The 16,002-nt window shown below is 74.6% G+C and carries 11 protein-coding genes; all 11 read right to left on the reverse strand.

Annotated elements, in window-relative coordinates; all coding sequences use genetic code 11:
* Nucleotide 1 precedes the first annotated feature (1 nt).
* Nucleotides 2-1,186, reverse strand: a complete 1,185-nt coding sequence (locus ACIPSC_RS36205; RefSeq protein ID WP_400833581.1) for a hypothetical protein — start codon at nt 1,184-1,186, stop codon at nt 2-4.
* A 2-nt stretch (nt 1,187-1,188) separates the two neighbouring features.
* Nucleotides 1,189-4,764, reverse strand: coding sequence for a hypothetical protein (locus ACIPSC_RS36210; RefSeq protein WP_400833583.1), 3,576 nt, complete (start codon nt 4,762-4,764; stop codon nt 1,189-1,191).
* Entirely contained in the window at nt 4,764-6,539 is a 1,776-nt protein-coding gene (locus tag ACIPSC_RS36215) for a hypothetical protein (protein WP_400833585.1), read from the reverse strand. The genes ACIPSC_RS36210 and ACIPSC_RS36215 overlap by 1 nt, the downstream gene beginning before the upstream one ends.
* 243 nt (nt 6,540-6,782) lie before the next feature.
* Nucleotides 6,783-7,940 carry an agmatine deiminase family protein gene (locus tag ACIPSC_RS36220; RefSeq protein ID WP_400833587.1) on the reverse strand — a complete coding sequence of 386 codons (1,158 nt, stop codon included), beginning with the start codon at nt 7,938-7,940 and terminating at the stop codon, nt 6,783-6,785.
* Between the two features lie 190 nt (nt 7,941-8,130).
* On the reverse strand, nt 8,131-8,958 hold the full coding sequence (locus tag ACIPSC_RS36225) for an ABC transporter ATP-binding protein (RefSeq protein WP_400833589.1): 828 nt from the start codon (nt 8,956-8,958) through the stop codon (nt 8,131-8,133).
* 40 nt (nt 8,959-8,998) lie between these two features.
* Entirely contained in the window at nt 8,999-10,066 is a 1,068-nt protein-coding gene (locus ACIPSC_RS36230) for an ABC transporter ATP-binding protein (RefSeq protein ID WP_400833592.1), read from the reverse strand.
* Nucleotides 10,063-10,917, reverse strand: coding sequence for an ABC transporter permease (locus ACIPSC_RS36235; RefSeq protein WP_400833595.1), 855 nt, complete (start codon nt 10,915-10,917; stop codon nt 10,063-10,065). The genes ACIPSC_RS36230 and ACIPSC_RS36235 overlap by 4 nt, the downstream gene beginning before the upstream one ends.
* Nucleotides 10,914-11,873: an ABC transporter permease gene (locus ACIPSC_RS36240; protein WP_400833599.1), complete on the reverse strand. Its 960-nt coding sequence runs from the start codon at nt 11,871-11,873 to the stop codon at nt 10,914-10,916. The genes ACIPSC_RS36235 and ACIPSC_RS36240 overlap by 4 nt, the downstream gene beginning before the upstream one ends.
* Nucleotides 11,870-13,540 (reverse strand): ABC transporter substrate-binding protein, encoded by a 1,671-nt coding sequence (locus ACIPSC_RS36245; protein WP_400833602.1) that lies wholly within the window; start codon nt 13,538-13,540, stop codon nt 11,870-11,872. Before ACIPSC_RS36245 ends, ACIPSC_RS36240 begins: the two co-directional genes overlap by 4 nt.
* Before the next feature lie 105 nt (nt 13,541-13,645).
* A complete protein-coding gene (locus ACIPSC_RS36250; RefSeq protein WP_400833605.1) occupies nt 13,646-14,668 on the reverse strand; it encodes an agmatine/peptidylarginine deiminase in 1,023 nt (340 codons plus the stop codon).
* Nucleotides 14,669-14,721: 53 nt separating this feature from the next.
* Nucleotides 14,722-15,909, reverse strand: coding sequence for an agmatine deiminase family protein (locus ACIPSC_RS36255; RefSeq protein WP_400833612.1), 1,188 nt, complete (start codon nt 15,907-15,909; stop codon nt 14,722-14,724).
* Between the last annotated feature and the right edge of the window lie 93 nt (nt 15,910-16,002).

The raw sequence follows: 16,002 nt of genomic DNA on the forward strand, positions 1-16,002 counted from the left end.
CCTACGGCTCGGGGGCCCGGACGACGGCCTCGTTCGCGCCGGGCGTCCCGGGTGTCCGGGGCGTCCCGCGGGGGACGAACTCCACCGTCGCCTCGGGCTCGGGCAGCAGCGGGCGCAGCCGGAAGCTGTACACGATGTCGCCGTACCAGAACCGCGTGCCGTCGTGGACGGCCGCCGGGTCCGTCCCCGGCATCACCACGTCCCCGAAGGCCTCCACGGTGGTCCTGATCCCCACTTCGGACTGCCAGGTCCGCCACCCCTCGCTCTCGGCGCCCTGCCCGCGCAGGACGTAGGAGACGTACCAGTGGGCCTTGTCGGGCACCGGCTGCTTGAACAGGTCGATCACCTCCTGGGCCGGATGGTCGAAGGGGTTGAACGGGCCGGCGCTCGCCGCGATGTTCTGCGGACTGACGGCCTTCGCGAACTTCTCGACGGCCGCCCACTGGTCGTCCGGCCCGCTTCCGCCCGCCACCCGGTTCCTGACCGCGGTGGCGAGCACGCCGAGGTGCGGGACCGCGAAGGCCAGGACCGGCGGCAGGAGCTCGCCCAGGTTCGGGATGCGGTTGATCTCGTTGATCGTGTCGATCCCCGCGTCGCCCGGCAGGACAACGGCGAACCTCCCGTTCTCCACGACCAGGACGTTGGACGCCGCACGCTCCGTGAAGCACCGGGTCACCAGGTTGGACGCCAGGATGCGGAAGTAGGTGCCGTTGTGCTCGGAGATCCAGCCGAGCCCGGCCCGGGTGCCCCGGAGGTAGCTGTTCTGCATCGGGGAGTCGAACTCGACCTGGCGCAGGTTGTACTTGAGGAGTGTGAGGAACGCCTTGACGGGTTCCGGGACCGAGCCCTTGCCCCCGGCGACGAAGACCGTGAACACCCTGGCGCGGAGGGGCTGGAGGCGCCTGCCGAGGTCCTCGAACAGGCCGACGTGGGACGCGTCCTGCTGGGTGACGACGACGAGGTCGAGCCACTTGCGGTAGCGGGCCTTGACCTTGCGCGCGATGTAGTCCAGCGCGCCCTGCGCGTACTCCCGGTCCCCGCCGCAGTCGACCAGCCCGAGGAAGTCGGCCTCCTCCTTCTCGACACCGTCGTTGTAGATCTCGACCAGCGCGGTCCTGCCCTGGCCGCACCAGAGCAGTTTCACCACCGTCAGGGGGTTCTGCTTCAGCGCATCCTGCTTCTGCATGCTCACCCCGTCCCGGCGGAGCGCAGCGTCGCCCGGACCGGCGGGGGCGGCAGCCGCTTCGGGTCGTCCGCCGAGGCGTACGCGAGGTACCAGCCGACCTTCGACGCACCGCCCTGGTCGGGGTTGCCGAACAGGATCACGTCGTTGTGCCCGGGCGGGACGGCCAGGCCGAACAGCCGCAGCGCGAAGTCCCGCAGCCGCAGCGTGTACGTCCGCGGCAGCTCCGGCTCCTCGCCGACCAGGAACTCCACCGAGCGGAAGCCCATGGTCAGCACGCCCTGCAGCGGCAGCGCGGCCCCGAGCCTCCCGTCGGCACCCGGCAGTCGCACGCCGAGGTAGACCGCCGGGCCGGTCCTGCCGGCGCCCGGGCTCCAGGCGGCGAGGACCTGGAGGGCGAGCGCCCTGCTCCCGGCGAGCGCGCCGAGCGAGCCGAGGTCCACGGTGTAGTCCAGCCCGTACCAGGGCTGGGCGAGCGTCCCCTGGTCGAGCGGCGCGGTGACGGAGACGTAGCCGAGGTCCGCCGGCGTCTGCGGCGGTGGGGGCGCACCCGTGGCAAGTGCCGGATCGGGCGTGGCGATCAGCCCGTTCGGCCGGATCGGGAAACCGGCGACCAACGAGCCGGCGCGCGCGCTGCTGTTCGCCGCGTCCAGCGACAGGTTGCCGTCCCGCAGTGTGAACCTGGTCGTCCCGGCCGGATCGCCGAGGTCGAAGGACATCGCGACGGCCAGGCCGCCGAAGCGGAGCCAGCCGTCCGCCCCGCCCTCCGCGTCCTCCCCGGCCGCATCGGGCCCTGCCGCCTCCGGCCCGTAGCAGAACGGGTCGAAGCGCTCCGGCTCGTGGAAGCGCAGGTTGCCCGCGAGCTGGAAGACGGCGTCGACGGTCGCCCGGCCGGACGCCGGGTCCGCCGCCTGTGCGGTGACGAGCTGGGTCGACAGCAGCTCGACGCTCTGGAGCACCGGTCCGTCGAGCCGGAAGGTGTTCTGGCCGGCCATGGCGAACACGAAGGTGTCGTGCGCCGTGCCGTCGGGCAGCTGCTGTCGCTGGAGCGCGCCGTCGAGGACGATGTTGTTCCCGCGGGTGGTCGGCAACAGCCGTGCGGGCGCGCCGAAGAGGCGGTTGACGAGCAGCTCCGCCCGGCTGCTGAACGCGGTGACCGCGGAGTTCTGCACGCCGACCGTCAACTGCAGGACGCGGAAGGCGAAGTGGATGTTCTCGCTGAAGTACTGGTCCTCGGGGTTGAGGTAGTCGATCAGCCCGAACATCGCCGAGCGCTCGAAGGCCAGCTGCCCGTCCGCGAGCCGGAACGGGGTGAGCGAGATCCCGAAGTGGTGCGCGGCGAACCTCGCCGGGTCGATCCCGGCCGCCAGCACCTGGAGCTCGGCGGGGAGCTGCTCCAGCGGGACCTCGGCCGAAAGTGCCAGCACCCCGGTCCAGTTCGGGTCCCGGACGACCTGGAGGAACGACGCGTAGGGCGATCCGGCCGGCGCGCTGCTCGCCGCGTCGACGACCCCGCGGATCGCCGCCCGGGCGTCGGCCGGCCGGCCGGTGCGGGAGGCCGCCTCGGGCCACGCCCAGGTCGACACGTCCTCCACCAGGTCGACGATGCTGCGGCCCAGCACGAACTTCACGATGAGGTGGGTCGACTCCCGCCAGTTGTCCGGGGAGAGCCGGAACGGCCACCCGCCGGCGACCGGGGTCAGCCGGCCGCCGTACCGCAGGAAGACGCGCTGCTCCGCCTCGGTGATCCCGGGGACCGCCTCGGCCAGCGCGGCGAGGAACGCCGTCCGCGTGTCGTACGGGGTGTCGTGCATCGCGCCGCGCACCGCCCGCAGGACGTCCGCCGGCACACCGCCGTGCTCCTCGGGAACGGTGGCGATGACGTCGAGCGTCGCCGTGCCGAGCTCGTACGCGACCGAGCCGAACCGGTGGAACTCCTGCGGGTCGCCGAGCACCAGGAAGAGGTTGTTGGTCTGCATCGCCTGCCGGAACGGGCCGGTGACCGCGGTGAACCGCAGGTCCGGCTCGGCCGCCGCGGCGCCGTCGTGACCGATCCCGAGCCAGCTCCAGCTCGCGTCGGACGCCAGCCCCACGGCCAGCCCCTGCGGCGTCACGGCCACGGTCGTCCCGGCTCCTGCCGCCGGTGTGCCGCCCTCGCCGGGGAGCAGCACCGCGCGGCGGGTGGGTGCGATCGCCAGTTGCTCGACCGCGACCGCCCGGGAGAGCGCGTCGTCGGCGAGCCCGTGGAACGGCGCCATCGGGAAGGCCGTCCCGGTCGGTGCCGCGGCCGGGAGCTCGCAGAAGTCCAGCAGACCTACGCCGCCGGCCGACGCCGGGGCGCCGGCCGTGTACAGCGGCGCGTCCTCCGGCTGGCTGTAGTAGGTCACGGCCTCCGCGTCCGACGCGACCGACACCCACGACGTCGTGCCGTGCGCCGTGAGCGAGTCGGCGCCGGTCCGCCCCGGCCCAGGCGGTGCGTACGCCGGCTGCCCGGGCCGGAACACCAGCGTGCAGCCCTCGGCGGGCAGGCCGAGGTACTCCAGGCCGGACGTGCCGCAGATGACGCGCGGCCCCGCGGCCGCGGTCTCGACGGCGAACGGCCCGTCCGGGACGAGGTGGTAGCCGGCGTTCCCCTCCTCGTCGCAGAGGTACGGCGCGAGGCCGAACACCAGCCGGGCCGGGCCCGTCGCGCCCGTACCGGCGGAGAGCGGGCGCAGCGCCACCCCGTGGCCGAGCACCGTGGCGTACCCGGACGGCAGCGCCGGAGGGTCGCCTGCGCCCGTCGTGCGGGCGAAGAAGCCCAGCGAGGTGCGCTCGCCGTCCAGCGGCCGCAGCGGGTCGATCTGCGCGTGGAACTCCAGGTCGGCGCCGTCCGGTTGGCGGACGACGGCGAACCGGACGGTGCTGACGAGGCCACCGTCCCCCGGGGTGAAGAAGCGCAGCCCCGCGCCGAGCCCGGTGAACGCGTCCCCGCCGCCGGCCGGTGCGTCGATGACGAACCGCCACGCACCGGTGTGCCCGGCCGCCATGGACAGGAGCGTGGTCGCGCGCCGGGCGGGGAACCGGGCCGTCGGCGAGTACAGCGTGACGGCGGACCGGTCGGCCGCGTCCGCGACGGCGAAGCCCCAGCCCGCCGCCGTCTCGGCCGGGGCGACCGCCCCGCCACCGGCCAACGCGAGCCGGTGGTCGGCGAGTTGGAAGGCGGCGCCGTCCGCCGCCCAGTCCCCGTCGTGGTCCGGCCGGCCGGTGAGGACGGTCGTCTCCCAGCGGATCGGCGGCGCCGTCGGGTCGGCGACCCAGAGGAAGCGCGGCGGGCCCCCGGGCGCACAGAGGCCGAGCCAGGTCCGCAGCGCCGCCAGGAAGCCCGCGGAGTCCGGCGCCGGCGCGCCGAGGAAGACGTAGGCCCCGCGGCCGTCCGCCCATGTCCGGGTCAGCGTCGGCCGGTCGCCGAGCCCTCCCGGGTCGGAGGCGAGGAACGCCGCCACGCGGTCCGCCGGACCGGCGGGACCGGCCGGGTCTGCGGCCGCATCCGCCCAGTAGAGCGGGGTGTCCCCGGCCCGGGTGAACGCGGGCTCGGCCATCAGCCGAGGCCCGTCGCGAGGTCGAGGCGGTCGCCGTGCAGCAGCGGCAGCCCCAGCGCGGCCGGATCACGCGGCCGCCAGCCCGGGAGGACCGGCCAGTCGCCGACCGGCCCGTCGAGCGCCGCCGCCGTGCGCGGCCGGTGCATCGTCACTCCGCTCAGCGGCACGGGGACGGCGGACGGCCGCCGGCCCTCGCTCGCGAGCACGTTGCCCAGCGTCGTCCCCACCGGCACCAGCCGGGAGGTGCCGTTCACGCTGATCCGCACCATCGCGCGGACCACCGCGCGGCCGCGCAGGTAGGCCGCGGCGACGCCGTTGCCGGGCGGGTCCTGCCGGCGGACGTTCTCGGTGGCCGCGTCCAGCGCGTCGAGCGTGGCCGCCGACAGCAGGACGACGTTCTGCTGGGGCCAGAGCGAGCCCGGCGTGGTCGTCGGCAGCAGGGCCCGCGGGAAGACCAGGCGCGCGTACGGCAGCCGCAGGGCCTTGGCGAACAGGTCGAACACGCCGCCGCTGCCGTACAGCCGGCCCGCGGAGGGGCTCGACGGGTCCGGCACCTCGACGCCGTTCTGCTGGGCCAGCCCGGCGAGGAACGCGTCGAGGCTGTTGGTCCAGGTGCCCGCGTTCTCGTACGAGGCGACCTCGTAGTCGGCGACGCCGGTGGTGACGAACCCGGACAGCGGGTCGCCCTGGGCGCCCGGCGCCAGCTGGTAGGCCTCGTACTCGACCCGCAGCACGAGGCCGGGGCGCAGGTCGAAGCAGCCGCGGTCGAAGCGCAGGCCGTAGGCGAAGTACAGGGTCTCGGCGAAGGTCTGCGGCATCGACCGCGAGACCGCCTCGGTGAGCGCCGCGACCCCGTACGGGGTGATGCCGAGCGGCTGGAGCGCGGCGAGCAGCGCGGCCCACCGGGCGATCACGTCCGGGCGGTCGGTGAAGTCCCAGACCGGGCTGGTCGCCGGGATCAGCAGGGTGTACGCGTACGGCCCGGCGCCGGCCGGCGTGAGGACGAGGCCGAGCGGCAGCTCGACGGCGTCGACCTGTGGGGTCACGAACAGCTCGGGCAGTCCGAGCGCGAGGTCGGCCGCCGTCAGCACCGGCCCCAGCTGCGGCGCGATGTACGAACCGCCGACCACCAGCGCCTCGGTGAACACCGGGACCGGCTCGGACGACGCCCCGACCGCCAGCGTGGCGAGCGGCCGGACGACGACCGTGGTGGAGGCGTCGCCGATCTCCACCGGCCAGCTGCCGGAGGCCGCCGCCGTGTCGCCGAGCACGGTCTCCTTCCCGCCGGCCACCGTGCAGACCCGGTACCCGTCGACCAGCGGCGAGGACAGCGCGTCCCAGGACGCCCGGAGCACCGCACCGTCGTACGCCACGGTGACGCCGGTCGGTGCGGTGGTGAGCAGGACGGCGGCGTTGCCCAGCAGGCTGACGGAGAGGTTGGCCACCGCGCGCAGGGCGATCGCGGCGGTGTTGGGGATGCCGGCCGGCAGTGTCAGCACGATCGGAGTGCGGGGGGCCGGCTGGGCGGGGAGGTCGACCTCGGTGCCTCCCCACAGGACCACGGGCTGCACGGCGGTGAGCGTCGACGACGGCGGCGGTGTCCACTCCAGCGTCACGCTCCGGCCGGCGCCGACGGTCACACCGGTGAGCTGCGGGCCGGGCGTGACCAGGTCGAGCGGGGCCGCCGGCCCCCGCGCCGCCCCGGCGACCCGGGCGACCGTGGCCGGGCCGACGGCGCCCGTCGCCGGATGCGGGCTGCCGCTTGGTCCGTCCATGAGCCGCCTCCAGGTGCCGATGCGTGCGCCGGGCCGGAGCGCCCGCGCGCCGGCCGCGGCTCGCGGCCGGGGGGCGAGCCGCACCGCAGCTGCCGAGCTCGTCCCGGGTCCGGTCCGAAGCCGTTGTAGCAGCCGGGCGCCGCCGCCCCGCCGCGGCGGCGGGCCGTGTCCCGGAAGCGGCGACGCAGTCCGCTCGGCCGGAGCAGCGCCGCGCCGGGGGCGCGGAGCGGCGGGACGCCGGGGTCAGGTCGCCGGCTGCTGCTGGGTGGAGCAGTGGATGCCCCCGCCGCCGGCGGCGATCGCGTTGATGTCCACCGGGACGACCTCGCGCCCGGGGTGGAGGTCGGCCAGGACGCCCGCCGCGCGGTCGTCGGACGCCGGGTCGCCGAACCGGGGCATGATCACGGCGCCGTTGACCACGTAGTAGTTGAGGTAGGTCGCCAGGAAGTCCTTGCCCGGGTCCGGGACGCCGCTGAGGTCCGGCTCGGCGAGCTCGACCACCCGCAGCCGGCGGCCCTTGGCGTCCGTCGCGTCCCGGAGCACCTGCAGCGCCTGGTCGGACGCCCGGGACCAGATGTCCGGCGGGGAGTCCGGTCCGGGGCGGTGGATCACCACGACGCCCGGCTCGGCGAACCGGGCCAGGGCGTCGATGTGGCAGTCGGTGATGTCCTGTCCCGCCACCCCGGCGAACCAGATCACCTTCCCGACCCCGAACAGCTGCTTCATGGCCGCCTCGATCTGGTCGCGGCTCCTGCCCGGGTTGCGGTTCTCGTCGACCCACGAGCTCTCGGTGGCCATCAGCGTGCCTTCGCCGTCCACCTCGATCGCGCCGCCCTCCCCGGTGATCGGCGCCTCGATCCGCCGGATCCCGTAGCGGTCGAGGAGCCTGCGCGCGACCTGGCCGTCCTCGGCGTGGGTCTGTTTGTTCCCCCAGCCGTTGAAGTTCAGGTCGACACCGGCGAGTCCGCCCGGGCCGGTGACGAAGGTCGGCCCGGTGTCGCGGGCCCACAGGTCGTCCACCGCGAGGTCGATCACCTCCACGCCGGCTCCGCAGGCCTGGCGGGCCCCGGCGCTCTGGTCCGGACGGGCCATCAGCACCACCGGCTCGAACCGGGCCACCGCCTGCGCCACGTGTGCGATGTCCGCGCGGGCGGCGGGCAGTTGGCCGCCCCACACCTCCTCCAGGGCCGGCCAGGCCATGAACGTCCGGGTGTGCGGGCGCCACTCGGCCGGCATGGCGTACGCGACCGGGGCGGACGCCGTCTCCGGGGCGGTCGCAGCCGCGGACGGCGACTCGTCGGACGGGCCCTCGTCGGAACCGCAGCCCTCCAGCAGTGACAGCGCGGCGGCCGCGGCCCCCGAGCGCAGCAGGGCCCGGCGGGTCAGGCCTGGTTCTCTCATGGCACGGTCCCCTCACGGCTCGGATTCACCCGAAAGCGGGCGATATCCGACAGTAGGGGCGGCCGGGCGGCGGGACGGTGAACCGGCCCGCCGCCGGTCGGGGGAACGCGGAAGGGGTCCGGACCGCCGCCGTGGGGGCGCCGGCGGTCCGGACCCGGCACAGGGGCCCCCGGGGCGTGTCCGACCAGCCCTACGGCGCCCGTTCCGCCAGGGCGCGGCGGGCGGCGGCGATGGACCGCGGGTCCCAGCCCGGCCTGGGGACGGAGTCCAGCAGCAGCCGGGTGTAGGGGTGCTGCGGGCGGGCGAGGACTTCGGCGGTCCGGCCGGACTCGACGATCCGCCCGTGCCGCATCACGATCACGTCGTCGGTGACGCACCGGACCACACCCAGGTCGTGGGTGATGAACAGGTAGCCGACGCCGGTCTGCTCGCGGATGTCGGCGAGCAGGTTGAGGATCTGGGCCTGGACCGAGACGTCGAGCGCCGCCACCGCCTCGTCGAGGACCAGCACGGCCGGCTCCACGGCCAGCGCCCGGGCGATCGCCACCCGTTGGCGCTGCCCGCCGGAGAGCTGCCGGGGCAGCGCACCGGCCTCGCGCTCGCCCAGGCCGACCTGGTCGAGGAGTTCGGCGATCCGGCGCGGGTGGTCCGCCTCGGGGAAGTGCAGCCGCAGGGTCTCGCGCAGCACGCCGCCGACGGTGGTGCGCGGGTCCAGGGACTGGTACGGGTCCTGGAAGACCATCTGGACCTCGCGCGCCCGGGCGAGCCGGTGGGCGCGCCCGCGCCCGTGCTCGCTGCGGTCCCGGCCGTGCACCAGGACCCGGCCGGCGTCGGCCCGTTCCAGGCCGACGACGATCCGGGCGGTGGTGGTCTTGCCGGAGCCGGACTCGCCGACGATGCCCAGTGACCCGCCCTCGGCCAGGGTGAAGGAGACGGACTCGACCGCCCGGACGCTGCCGTACGCGCGGTGCAGGCCGACGGCCTCCAGCACGGCCATCCCCTTCGGTGGCTGTGGCATCGGCGGTGTTCCCTTCGGACGGGCGGCGGTGGAACCGGGGCTACGCATCCGCGCTCCCCTCCCCCGTACGGTCGCTGTGGTGACAGGCGGCGCGGCGCGCCGGTCCGGCCCCGACCGGCAGCAGCACGGGCTCCTCCCGGCCGCAGAGCGAGGTGGCGAGCGGGCAGCGCGGCGCGAACGGACAGCCCGTCACCTCGTCGCGCAGGCTCGGCGGCCGCCCCTCGATCGCGGCGAGCCGCCCCCCGGGGGCCTCCAGCCGCGGCGTCGAGGCGAGCAGCGCGGCCGTGTACGGGTGGCGCGGCTGTTCGAACAGTGCCCGGGCCGGGCCGGTCTCGACGATCCGCCCGGCGTACATCACGGCCACCCGGTCGCTGATGGCGGCGGCGAGGCCGAGGTCGTGGGTGACGAACAGCAGGGCGGTGCCGAAGCGCTCCTGGAGGTCGCCCAGCAGTGCGACCACCTCGGCCTGCGAGGTGACGTCGAGCGCGGTGGTGGGCTCGTCGGCGAGCACGATCGCGGGATCGCCCATCAGGGCGGCGGCGATCATGACGCGTTGGAGCATGCCGCCGGAGACCTGGCCGGGGTGGCGCTCCAGGACGGTGGCGGGCAGGCCCACCGCGTCCAGCATCTCGACGGCCCGCTCCGTCGCCGCCGCGGCGGTGAGCCGGCCGCTGAGCCGCACGCTCTCGGTGAGGAAGTCTCCGAGGCGGCGCAGCGGGTTGATGGCGGCCCGGGGGTCCTGGAAGATCATCGCCGCGGTGCCGGTGCGCAGGCGGCGCAGCCGTTCCGGCGTCATGGTGAGGACGTCCTCGCCGCCGACCCGCACGGTGCCCTCGGTGGTGGCGCCCTCGGGCAGCAGTCCGAGGACGCTGCGCGAGGTCAGGCTCTTGCCGGAGCCGGACTCCCCGACCAGCGCGACCGTCTCGCCGGCGGCCACGGTGAGGTCGACGCCGGCCAGGACGGGGCGGGCGGTGCCGGGCAGGTGCAGCCGGTAGCCCCGGATCTCCAGCGCGGCCGCGTCGGGTGCGGCGCTGCCGGGCGCGGTCGTGTCGGGCACGGTGGCACCGGTCGGAGCCGTCCCGGCTCCGGTCGTGCGGGGTGCGGTCATCGGTCCCTCCGGGCGACCTGGTCGGCCCAGCGCTCGCCGACGACGTTGAAGGCGACCACGGTCAGCACGATCGCGAGGCAGGGCAGGACCGCGGACAGCGGGTAGCCGTGCTGGACGGCGGACTGGCCGTCGAACACCATGCGGCCCCAGTCCGGGGTGAGGGCAGGCACGCCGAGCCCGAGGAAGGAGAGGCCGGCCAGGTCGATCAGGGCGTAGCCGAAGTTGACGGTCGCCTGGGCCAGGACCACCGGGGCGATGCCCGGGAGGACGTGGCGCAGGCAGATCTGGAGCCCCGAGTGGCCCTGGACCTGGTAGGCCTCCACGTAGGGGCGGGCGCGTTCGGCGAGGACGAGCGAGCGGGTGAGGCGGCTGACGTAGGGCAGGTAGGCGACGGCGAGGGCGAGGACGGGGGCGAGCAGGCCCTCCCCGTAGACGGAGACGATCAGGATGGCGAGCAGCAGGCCGGGGAAGGCGAAGACCAGCTCGGTGCCGCGGGAGAGGACGGAGTCCAGCCAGCCACCCCGCCAGGCGGCGGTGACGCCGACGGCGACGCCGGCCGCGGTGGAGAAGGCGACCACGCCGAGCGGTCCGAGCAGGGAGGTGCGGGCGCCGGTGACCAGCCGGGCGAGGGTGTCGCGTCCGGAGGCGTCGACGCCGAGCAGGTGCTCCGCGGAGGGGCCGGCGAGGGCGTCGCCGAGGTCGACGGCGTTCGGGTCCCCGGGGGTGATCCAGGGTGCGAGCAGCGCCGCGAGGACGACCACGGCGACGAAGCCGAGGCAGATCCGGTGCAGCGGGGCGCGGGTGGTGCGCAGGCGGGCGAGGCCGGGCCGGCGCAGCAGGGCGGCGGTCATCCGGCGGCCTTCCCGGTGCCGAGGGTGACCCGCGGGTCGACCAGCGGGTGGAGCAGGTCGACGACCAGGTTCACGGCCATGAAGAGACCGACCATGATCAGGGAGATGGCCTGCACGGTGGGGAAGTCCTTGGTGGTGGTGGACAGTTCGAGCAGCTGCCCGACGCCGCCGACGCTGAACGCGGTCTCCACCAGGACGGTGCACACCAGCAGGGTGGAGACGATCAGGCCGCCGGTGGTCAGCACGGTGCCCAGGGCGTTGCGGAAGACGTGGCGGCGGACCACGTGGTGTCCCGTGACGCCGCGGCTGCGGGCGACGGTGACGTGCTCGTGGCCGAGGACGTCGGCCATCGCGGCGCGGGTGACCCGGGCGAGCATGCCGATCAGGTAGAGCGCGAGGGCGACGGCGGGCAGGGCGAGGTGCCGGAGCATCTCGCCGAGGCCGTCCCCGGTGCCGCCGCTGGGGAACCAGCCCAGCCTCACCGCGAACAGGCCCTGCAGCAGGACGGCGGCGACGAAGGAGGGGGTGCCGACGGCGACCGTGGTGGAGACCAGGACCGCCGAGTCGACGGCGCCGCCGCGGACGGCGCCGATCCAGCCGAGCAGCAGGCCGAGGGCGACGACGAGGACGAGCGCCATCGCCACCAGGAGCAGCGTGGCCGGCAGCCGGTCGGCCAGCAGCCGGGAGACGTCGGTGCGGTAGGTGATCGAGCGGCCGAAGTCGCCGTGCAGGATCCGGCCGGCCCAGCGCAGGTACTGGAGCAGGAACGGGTCGTCCAGGTGGTACTGGGCGTTGATCGCCTGCAGGGCCTCCGGGGAGGCCGAGCGGCCGGCGAGCAGGAAGCTCGCCGGGCTGCCCGGGGCGAGGTGCAGCGCACCGAAGATCAGGAAGGAGGCGCCGGCGAGGGTCGCGGCCATCTCGGCCAGCCGGCGGACGGCGAATCGCAGGAAGCTCACCGGGCCGCCCCCACGTCCGCGGCCCAGGGGTAGTACAGGTAGGAGATGGTGGTGGGGGCGCCGGTGATCCGCTTGTTGAGGAACACCGCGGTGGGCCACTCGGCCACGGGGATCCAGAGCAGCCGCTCGGAGGCGGTCTTCTGGAGCTTCGCCGTGACGGCGAACCGGGCCGCCGGGTCGGTGGCGTTGACCGCCTGCTGGACCAGGTCGTCGTAGGCCGGGTCGCTGAAGGACGCGTAGTTCTGGTAGGCGCCGGTCCTGAAGTTGGCCAGCAGGTCGAGCGGGTCGGTGACGGAGTCGTAGTACGTCTCCGGGAACATGTCGATGCCCTCGCGCGCCTTGGGGTCGGTGAACAGCGCGGTGAAGGCGTTGGGCGCGATCGTCTTCAGCCGGACGTCCAGGCCGATCTTCGCGCCGGCCGACTGGACGGCCGTGGCCAGCACCGAGACGTCCTGGCCGATCGGGCTGGTGGCGACGGTGAGGGTCTTGCCGGTGGCGCCGGCCTCCTGGATCAGCGCCTTGGCCCGATCGATGTCGGGCGCGGTGGGGGTGAGGCCGTCGAAGGCCTCCCGGCGGACCTCCTCGGGTGCGCCGGCCCAGGCCGCACGGGTGGTCAGCGAGCCGGTGACGCTGCCGGCGCCGCCGAGCCCGGTGCGGACGAAGCCGGAGCGATCGAGGGCGAGGGAGAGCGCTTTGCGGACCCGGACGTCGCCGAGCACGCCCTGCATGCTGGTGACGTTGACGTTGACGGTGCTGAGGCCCTCGCCGAAGTAGAGCGTGCCCGGGCCGGCGGCGCGCAGCCGCTCGTAGGCCTCGGTCGGGATCAGGTAGCCACCGTCGGCCTCGCCGCTGAGCAGGGCGTTGACCCGGGCCGAGGGGTCGGTGAGGAAGCGGAAGACGGCCTTGGCCGACTTGGCCTTTGCCCCCCAGTAGTCGTCGAAGCGCTGCAGTTCGATCGACTGGCCCTTGGTCCAGGTGCCCAGCCGGTACGGGCCGGTGCAGGCGAGGCTGCCGCCGGTGCCGTAGTCCTTGCCGGCCGCCTCGATCCCGGCCCGGGAGGCGACGACGCCGGCCGCGGTGGCCATGTACTGGTTGAACTGCGAGTCGGGCTGGGTGAGTTCGACGGTGACCTGGAGCGGCCCGGTCTTGGTGATCGAGCTGACGTTCTGGAACTGCTGGGCCCAGGCGGCCGCGTTCTGCGGGTCCGTCTGCCGGCCGAGGCTGTAGACCACGTCGTCGGCGGTCATCGTGCCACCGTCGTGGAAGCGGACGCCGGGCCGCAGGTCGTAGACCCAGGTGGTGGGGTCTGGGTTGGTGGCCTTCTCCGCGAGCCCGGGGGCGAGGGTCAGCTGCGGCGTCCACCGCATCAGGCTCTCGCAGACGTTGGAGAGCACGGTGTTCTGCGGGTAGTCGAACGCGGCGATGTAGTCGAGGGTGGGCGGTTCCGCGTAGACGGCCCAGGTGAAGGACTCCAGCCCGCCCGCGGCGGCGGGGGTGCCGGCGGAGAGCCGGTAGGTCTCGCCGTCGGGCCCCCCGTTCTTGGGCGGGCCGGCGCACGCGGTGGCGAGGAGGGACGCGGCGAGCGTGCCGGCGGCCAGGGCCGTCAGCGGGTGCCGGCGGCGTGGCGATCTGCGGGTCGTTCTCGACCCGTTCCGGAGGTCTGGCATGAGGGTGGCTCTCTTCCGTGGGCGACGGGGATGGGCGAGAGGGTGGACCGGCGGGCCGTCAGGAGTGGGCCGCGGCCCGCCGGTCCGGTCATCGGGGGCCGGGCGTCACGCGGTGGGGCGCGCCGCGGGGACCTGCTGGGTGATGCAGTGCACACCGCCGCCGCCGTAGGCGATCACCCGGGAGCGCACGCCGACGACCTTGCGGCCGGGCAGCGCGGCCGCGATCACGGCGAGCGCCCCCTCGTCGGCCTCCGGGACGCCCGCGACGGGGACGACCACCCCGCCGTTGGCGATGTAGAAGTTGAGGTAGCCGACCTCGGTCCGCCTGCCGTCGACCTCGACGAAGGCGCTCTGCGGCAGGTCGACGATCTCCAGCTTGCGGCCCCTGGCGTCGACCGCGGCCTCCAGGACGGCCCGGTTCGCGCGCATCCGGTGGTAGTCGGGGTGGGCCGGGTCGCCCGGCAGCTGGACGACCACCCGGCCCGGCGCCACGAAGGCGCAGACGCCGTCGACGTGGCCGTCGGTCTCGGTGTCCAGCAGCCCGCCGTACGGGAGCCAGATCACCGTGGTGACACCGAGCTTGGCGACCAGCTCGGCCTCGATCTCGGCCTTGGTCAGGCCCGGGTTGCGGTTGGGGTGCAGCAGGCACTGCTCGGTGGTGATCAGCGTGCCCTCGCCGTCGACGGTGACGGCGCCGCCCTCCAGGATCATCCGGGAGTCGATGCGCTCGACGCCGAGGCGCTCCAGCAGGACTCCGGCAATCCTGTCGTCGGTGTCGTACGGGTGGTGCTTCTCCCCCCAGGCGTTGAAGCGGAAGTCCACGCCGGCGCGGCGGCCGTCCCCGTCGAGCACGAAGATCGGGCCGGAGTCGCGGAACCAGGAGTCGTCGATGGGCAGTTCCACCACCTCGACACCCTCCCCGCACAGGGCGCGGGCCTCCGCTCCCTGACCGGGCCGGGCGACCATCGTCACCGGCTCGAACGCGGCGATCGCCCGGGCGACCTCGGCGTACTCGCGCCTGGCCTCGTCGAAGGCCGGGCCCCAGAGCTCGGCCCTGGTGGGCCAGGCCATCAGGCAGCCCTCGTGCTCGGTCCACTCGGCGGGCATGCGGAAACCACGGGTACTCACGGTGGGACTCATCTCTGCTCGGACGATCGGTCGGGGTTCGGCGGGAGCCGGGTTCACAGGACGGGGGGAACGGCGGGCTGGGACTGGGTGGCGCAGTGGATGCCCCCGCCGCCGCTCGCGATGGTGTCGATGTCGAGCTGGACGACCCGGCGGTCCGGGTGGGCGGCCTGGAGGATCGCCCGGGCGACGCCGTCCGCGCGGCCGTCCCCGAACTGCGGCACCAGGACCGCCCCGTTGACGGTGTAGTAGTTGGTGTAGCTGGAGAGGAAGTCCCTGCCGCGGCCGCGGATCAGGGCGCGGTCCGGGCCCGGGAGTTCGGTGATCTGCAGGCGGCGGCCGCGGGCGTCGGTGGAGGTGCTCAGGATCCGCTTCGTCTCCTGGTAGACGGCGACCCATCGGGCCTCCACGCCCGGGCCGGGCTTGTCCAGGATCACCTTGCCCGGAGCGGTGAAACGGGCCAGGCAGTCGATGTGGCAGTCGGTGATGTCCTGGCCGGCCAGCCCGGGCACCCAGACGACCTTGTCGATCCCGAGCGAGGACTTCAGCGCCTGCTCCACCTGGTCCCGGGACTTGCCCGGGTTGCGGTTGGGGTTCACCAGTGAGCTGACGGTGGCCAGCAGGGTGCCGTCGCCGTCGGTCTCCAGTGAACCCCCCTCGCCGACGAAGGGCGCCCGGATCCGGTCGACGCCGTACTCGGCGAGCAGGGTGGCGGCGGCCGCGGCGTCGTTGGCGAACGGCTGGTAGTAGGGCGTGCCGGTCTTGCCCCAGCCGTTGAAGTTGGTGTCGACGCCGGCGATCGCGCCGGGCGCGGCGACGAAGGTCGGCCCGAAGTCGCGGATCCACAGGTCGTCGTTGGCGATCTCCAGGACGTCGATGGCGTAGTAGGCGCCGGAGCCGCAGTAGTAGCGCGCGTCGGCGGCCTGCCCGGGGCGGGCGAGGACGACGACCGGCTCGAAGCGGGAGATCTCGTAGGCCAGGTTGGCGATGTCCCGGCGGACGGCCGACAGGTCGCTCCGCCAGACCGAGTACAGGGCCGGCCACGCCATGAAGGTGCGGGTGTGCCGGTCGGTCTCCGCCGGCATCCGCAGCACGTCGCCGGCCGCCGAGGTGGCCTCCGACGTGGCGGGCGACGCTGCGGCGAAGGCGCTCGCCGGGAGGACCGCGCCGAGGGCGGCCAGGGGGACGGCGGCCGCGCCGAACTTCAGCAGGCTGCGACGGGTGGGGGTGGGGGTGGTGTCCATGGGGGCTCCCTTGAGGGGGTCGGGAGGTTGGGGTGACCACATCTTGGGCCTAACTGAAAGTTCAGTCAATATCTTGGCCGCGACATCCCGGAC

The organism is Kitasatospora sp. NPDC090091 (assembly GCF_044747365.1).
Taxonomy (GTDB): Bacteria; Actinomycetota; Actinomycetes; order Streptomycetales; family Streptomycetaceae; genus Kitasatospora.